This is a genomic window from Mycobacterium sp. (genome assembly GCF_035570115.1).
GTDB lineage: Bacteria > Actinomycetota > Actinomycetes > Mycobacteriales > Mycobacteriaceae > Mycobacterium.
This window is the reverse complement of the sequence record NZ_DATMLH010000186.1, coordinates 1-7,173: the sequence shown is the minus strand read 5'-3', so window position 1 is coordinate 7,173 and position 7,173 is coordinate 1. Positions and strand designations below refer to the sequence as shown.

At 68.3% G+C, this 7,173-nt stretch carries 1 protein-coding gene; it reads left to right on the top strand.

Translation table 11 applies throughout. The features are described from left to right. Window positions 1–7,173, top strand: a 7,173-nt coding sequence (locus VNW74_RS16935; protein ID WP_325678820.1) for a non-ribosomal peptide synthetase/type I polyketide synthase, incomplete at both ends; no start/stop codon positions are given.

The following is a 7,173-nucleotide window of genomic DNA, read 5'->3' as shown; positions in this document are numbered from 1 at the left end:
GGCCCGGCCGGTTTCCGGCCGGAGGCGTTCAACCCGGTATATGGGATGGCCGAGTCCACCCTGCTGGTTTCCGGTAGATCGGATTGGGCCGTGCCGGTGGTGCGACACCTCGACGGCGTCGCACTACGCGAACAGCAGGTCGTGACCGTCACGCCAGAGCACCCGGCCGCCACGTCGTTCGTCGGCTGCGGCCGCGCTCAGCGCGGCCATGAGATCGTCATCGTGGATCCGGCGACCCGGCGGCCATCTGCGGACAGCGCGGTTGGGGAGATCTGGCTCGCCGGCGGGAGCATCGCCCAAGGCTATCTGGGCCGGCCCGCCGAAACGGCGGAGACGTTCTCGGCGTTCCTGGCAAGCAGCGGGACAGCTACCGGGAGAGGCCCGTTCCTGCGCACTGGCGACCTCGGCTTCCAAATGGACGGCGAGCTGTTCCTCACGGGCCGGCTGAAAGATCTCGTCGTGATCCGCGGGCGCAACTACTACCCCGAAGACATCGAGAGGACGGCGCAGGATAGCCATCCGGCGCTGTTGCGCGGCCGGGGAGCAGCCTTTTCGGGCACGCCGCAGTCGGGTGGCTCCGAACCGCTCATCGTCGCGCAGGAGGTCGACCGCGATCGGATCGCTGACGTCGACGTCGGCGAGGTAATTGACGCGATCCGCACCGCGGTCACGGAGCAACACGAGATCCAGCCGGACGCCGTGGTCCTGTTGGAGCCGTTACGGATCCCGACAACGTCGAGCGGAAAGATCCGGCGGAGCAGCTGCCGGCAGCGCTTCCTCGACGGCGACCTCGACGTGTTGGCCGAGTGGCACGCACCGTCTCGACGTGATTCCCACACGGCGGCACCGCCTGCCGATCATGCCCCCGTCGGCGAAGGGCGCGACGCGACGGAGATCGCGGACTGGTTCGTCTCCCAGCTGTCTCAGGAGCTGGGTCTACCACCGACTGAGATCGACACATCGTTATCGTTCGCCTACTACGGTCTTGACTCGGTTCGCGCCATCCAGCTGACCGCCGCGCTGGAAACCTGGCTTCAACGTGAGCTCTCGCCGACCGTCGCATACGAGTACCCCACTATCGACATGCTGTCCAAACAGCTGGCCGGCGACGGACCCGCCGACGAACGCCCCGCCGCACCGGCCGAGATCGACGGTGGTGGCCGTCCCGCAGCCGCGGACGAGCCGATCGCGATTATCGGCATCGGCTGTCGGTTTCCGGGCGCCGACGGGCCGGCGGCATTTTGGCAGCTGCTCCGCGACGGCGTGGACGCCATCGCCGAGATACCGCCGGACCGCTGGAACGTGGACGTCGCGGGGCCCGAGGCCACGCGCTGGGGCGGCTTTCTCGATCAGGTCGACCAGTTCGACCCCCAGTTTTTCGGCATCGCGCCGCGGGAGGCGGCGCGAATGGACCCGCAGCAGCGCTTGCTACTGGAAGTGGCGTGGGAGGCGTTGGAAGACGCCGGACAGGTGCCCGACCAGCTTGCCGGCAGCCGCACCGGCGCATTCATCGGCATCTCCACGTATGACTACGGACATTTCCAGCTTGGCCACCCTGACCACATCGATGCCTACACCGGTACTGGGAGCGCGCTGAGCATCGCCGCCAACCGGCTCTCCTACTTTTACGATTTCCGTGGGCCGAGCATCGCGATCGACACCGCCTGTTCGTCGTCGTTGGTCGCGGTCCACCTGGCATGCCGCAGTCTGCGTGACGGCGAGTGCACGCTCGCCCTCGTCGGCGGCGCCAACGTCATCCTGTCGCCGGCGCTCGGTATCAACTTCAGTAGCGCTGGTGTGATGGCAGCGGACGGCCGATGCAAGACGTTCGACGCCCGGGCCGACGGATACGTGCGGGGCGAAGGCGCCGGCATCGTCGTCCTCAAGCCGTTGAGTCGCGCGTTGAACGATGCCGACCCGATCTACGCGGTGATTCGTGGCAGCGCGACCAACCAAGATGGTCGGACTAACGGCTTGATGGCACCCAGCCGGGGCTCGCAGGAAGCCGTGCTGACCGAGGCCTACCGTCGCGCGGGTCTGTCGCCCGGTGCGGTCGACTACGTCGAGGCGCACGGCACGGGCACGTCGTTGGGCGACGCGATCGAGGCGCAGGCCCTCGGCACGATCGTGGCGGAGGGCCGGGCGCCCGGCAGCCGGTGCATGGTCGGCTCGGTCAAGACCAACATTGGCCACCTGGAGGCTGCTGCCGGAGTAGCCGGGCTCATCAAAGTGGCGCTGGCGCTTCGCCACCGGGAGATCCCGTCGAGCCTGAACTTCGCGGAGCCCAATCCGCTCATCCCGTTCGACAGCCTGCCGCTGCACGTCGCGCAGACCCTCACACCGTGGCCCGAGAACGGGACCCGGGCAGCGGCTGGAGTCAGCTCGTTCGGCTTCGGCGGCGCCAACGCGCACATCGTTATGACCGAGGCTCCGCAGGTCCGGGCTACGCAACCGACAGACCACACGGCGGAGGATCGCGCGGAGCTGCTGACGCTGTCCGCCCGGTCCCCCGAGGCGCTGGCCGCGCTGGCGGGCCGGTATGAGCTGGCCCTCGCAGCGGGCGCGCCGGTTGCCGACCTCTGCTACACAGCCGGCGCGCGTCGCGGCCACCACGACCATCGGTTAGCGGTGGTCGGCGACACAGGTGCCGAGCTGTCCGAGTCGCTCGCCGCCTACCGACAGGGAGCGACCCGCCGCGGACTGTCCGCTGGACGTTGCCGTACCGGCCGGCGACCTGGCGTGGTCTTCCTCTTCTCAGGTCAGGGGTCGCAGTGGTACGGCATGGGGCAGCGGTTGCACGCGGAGGAGCCGGTGTTCCGGGACGCACTGGCCAGCTGCGACCGGGCTATGCGCCCATACCTGGATGCATCCGTGGTCGCAGAACTTCTCACCGACCAAACCGATTCCCCACTGACCGATATCGGGATGATCCAGCCCGCGATCTTCGCGGTCCAGGTCGCACTGGCCGCGCTGTGGCGGTCGTGGGGCGTCGAGCCCGAGGCCGTAGTGGGCCACAGCCTCGGTGAGGTGGCGGCAGCGCACGTCGCCAGTGTCCTCAGCCTGGAAGACGCTGCACGGGTGATCTGCGGGCGGGCCGGGCTGCTGCGGCGGACGATTGGCAACGGGGCCATGGTGGCCGCAGAGCTCTCCATCGCAGAGGCGTGGGACCTCATCGCCGGCCACCAGACTCGAGTCGCGATCGCGGCCAGCAACAGCCATCGATCGACGGTGCTCTCCGGTGATCCGGCGGTCTTGGCCGATCTGGTGGCGACCCTGGAGGAGCGTGGCCGATTTTGCCGGTGGGTGGATGTTGATGTGGCCTCCCACAGCCCACAGATGGATGCGCTGCGCGACGATCTGAAGGACGTGCTGGCCGGAATCCGGCCTGCGCCAGCGGCGACACCGATGTACTCCACCGTGACGGGCGATCTGGTGGCCGGCGGCGCCCTCGACGCGGACTACTGGGTGGAGAACCTCTGCTCGCCGGTGCGCTTGTCGGCGGCGGTGCGCGGGCTGCTGGACGTTGGTCGGGACACATTCCTGGAGATCAGTCCGCATCCCATCCTGTTGAGCGCCGTCCGCGAGGACGCGGAGGACCTGGGGCGCGCCTGCACCCTGCTAGCGTCAACGCGCCGCGAAGAGCAGGAACGCTCCGCCATGCTGGCATCCCTCGGCACTTTGTACAGCCGCGGCCAGTCGGTTGCGTGGGAGCAGCTACATCCATCGGACGCTCGATGCGTGGCGGCGCCCACCTACCCCTGGCAACGCGAGCGTTTCTGGCTGGACCCCATCGCTACCAACGGCGCGCCGACGGACCACCGGGTGAATGGGTCTGCGGTCCTGCCGGCCGCCACCCTCCTCAAGCCGGTCATAGCCGGGGCCACGCGGGCCTTCGGCACGGCGAGGCGCCTGCTCGGCTCCGAATTGCGCCACGGTCTGACCCCGCCGCTGATCGGCGACCTGATGCGGGCAGCGGTGGGCATGCTGGCCGCCGGCGACGCGAGCGCGAATGAACACGAAGCGAGCCTTGACGTCGCTGCGCGCCGGGCGGGCAGGCAGCAGCGTCAACGGTTGCTCGAGTCGTACCTGCGCGATCAGGTTGCCGGCAAGTTCGGAATGACGCCGTCGAGTCTCGACATTGAGCTGCCGGTCAACCACCTTGAGATCGACTCGCTCATCGCGGTCGAGCTGCGCACCCAGATTGAGCGCGACTTGGGCATCGCTGTGCCGGTCGTCCAGTTGCTGGATGGATCAAGCATCGCCGGTCTCGCCGACTGGCTGAGCGACCGACTTTCGGGCGACGGTCCGGTGCAGCCTGATCAGACCGTGGCAGCCGACACCAATGCAACGCTTGCCCGGCTGCCCGAGGAGCCCGAGGACCGGCCGGCGCATGCACTGTCCTACGGGCAGCAGTCGTTGTGGTTTCTCTACCAACTCGCACCCGGCAGTCCCGCGTACACCATCAGTTACGCCGGGCGGATCAGCGGCGATGTCGACGTGTCGGCGCTGGAACGCGCCGCCCAGGCGATCGTCGATCGGCACGCGATACTGCGCACCACCTACGCCGTGCACGACGGCCAGCCGGTTCAACTCGTCCATCCACAGTGGCCCGTGCACATCGACCGACGTGACGTGCACCCCGACGAGCTTCACGGCTGGATACGTCGTGAGGCCAATCGCCCATTCGATCTGCAGGCCGGCCCGGTGTTTCGGCTGACATTGCTACGGCCCACACCCGACGAGCATGTGCTGGTCTTGGCGGTGCATCACATCGCCGTCGACTTCTGGTCCGTCGACATCATCCTCGACGAGCTCCGCCAGCTTTACGCCGCAGAACACGGTGGAGAGCCGCCCTCGATCTGCCCAGAGCGCTACGTCGACTACGCGGACCGGCAAGCACGGATGCTGGCGGGAGCCGAAGGAGACCGCCTGTGGCAGTACTGGCGTGACCAGCTGGCCGGCGAGCTGCCCCCGAACCTGCGGTTACCCGTCGACCGGCCACGCGCAGCGGTTCAGACCTACCGCGGCGCCGTACATCGCTTCACCCTGGACAGTCGGCTGGCCAACGGGCTCAGGGAGGTAGGCCGGCGCGCTCGCGTCACGCCGTACATGACGCTGTTCGCGGCGTACGCCACGTTGCTGCATCGCTACAGTGGCCAGGACGACCTGCTCATCGGCTCACCCTTCGGATGCCGCGATCAGGCGGGGCTGGACAGTCTGGTCGGTTACGTCGCCAACCCGGTGGTTCTGCGCCCCGGCCTGCAGGGCGACCCGACGTTCACGTGGCTGCTGGGCCGGGTCAAGGAGACCGTTCTGGGTGCGCTCGCGCACCAGGATTACCCCTTCGCGCTGCTTGTCGAGCGGCTTAGCCCGGCCCGTGACCTCAGCCATACGCCGCTCTTCCAGGTCTCGTTCGCCTGGGAACAGACACGTCGATTCCAGGACAGCAAGGGTGGGAGCACGGGTCGGGCGGCGCTTGACCTGACGACCGTTCACATCGGCCAGGGCGGCGCGCCCATGGACTTGATGATGCAGGTGGGCGACACCGACGGGCAGTTCATCTGTCAGTTCCAATACAACACGGACCTCTTCGATGACGCGACGATCGAGCGGATGGCCGGGCACTTCACCACGCTGCTCGACGGCGTCGTCGCCGACCCCGAAACGCGCTTGTCGGAGCTGCGGCTGCTCACCGAAACCGAGCGCCGTGCGCAGCTGGCGTGGAACGACACCCGCGTCGGCTACCCCGATTCCAGCGCCCCCGACTGCTTGCACGAGATGGTGGCGGCAACGGCGCGACGCAGCCCGCACGCGATCGCCATATCGTTTGGCGACGACGAGTTGACCTACGCCGATCTCGTCCGGCGCGCGGATGCGCTGGCACATCAGCTCCAGCGCCTCGGAGTCGGACCGGACAGCATCGTCCCGGTCGTCCTGGACCGCTCCGCCGACCTGGTCATCGCACTGCTGGGCGTGCTCAAGGCGGGTGGCGCTTTCATGCCGGTGGATCCGGCGCAAGCCATCAACCGCACTGCGGCCATCATGAGCAATGCGCCGGACGCGCCGGTCTGCGTCACGCACCGCCGGCACCTTGAGCGCCTGCCGAACTTCAGCGGCCACCAGCTGTGCCTTGACTCCCCAGAGCACCCGGTGCCAGAGGGCGCCGCGCCCGCCGTCGCCGCTACGACCTCGGACAGCCTCGCCTATGTTTGCCACACCTCTGGCTCCACCGGCGTGCCCAAGGGGGCGCTCAACACCCACGGCGCAGTCCGCAACCTGCTGCTGTGGATGCAGGCGACCTACCAGCTCACTTCCGACGACCGGGTGTTGCACCACACGCCGATGACCTTCGACGCCTCAGTGGCGGAGATCTTCTGGCCGTTGACCGTCGGCGCACGGCTGGTCATCGCGCAACCCGACGGTCATAGGGACCCCGCCTACCTCGTCCGGACCGTGATCGAGCAGTCGATCACCGCGGTGCATTTCACGCCATCGACACTGCGGGCTTTCCTCGCCGAGCCGGAAGTTAGGAACTGCGTCGGACTGCGCACGGTAACCTGCGGCGGCGAAGCGCTCTCCGATGAGCTCGCGCAGCGCTTCCTCGCGACGCTGGACGCCGAGCTGTGGAACGAGTACGGCCCCGCCGAGACCGCGATCACCGTCAGCGGGTTCCGCTGCCAACGCGGTGCAAACAGCCGTACCGTCCCAATCGGACGACCGATCGCCAACGCGCGCATTCACCTGTTGGACGCCCATCTCCAGCCGGTACCGGTGGGTGTGCCGGGCGAGCTGTTCATCGGCGGCGTCGCGGTGGGCCGCGGCTACCTCAACAGGCGCGACGCGACGGCCGCCAGCTTCACCGACGATCCGTTCGCTGACGATCCCGGCCAGCTGCTCTACCGTACCGGCGACCTGGCGCGGTATCTGCCCGACGGCAACATCGAGTACCTCGGACGCCTCGATGACCAGGTGCAGATCCGCGGTGTGCGGGTCGAACCGGGCGAGGTGGAGGCCGCGCTGGGCAAACACCCCGGGGTTCGGGAGAACGCAGTGGTGGCGGGAGACGACGGCCGTGGCAACACCCGGCTGGTCGCCCACATCGTGGCGGCGAGCCAGCCCGCGCCGACCACTGCTGAGCTGCGGCGATTCCTCCTCGATTGGATTCCCACAGCG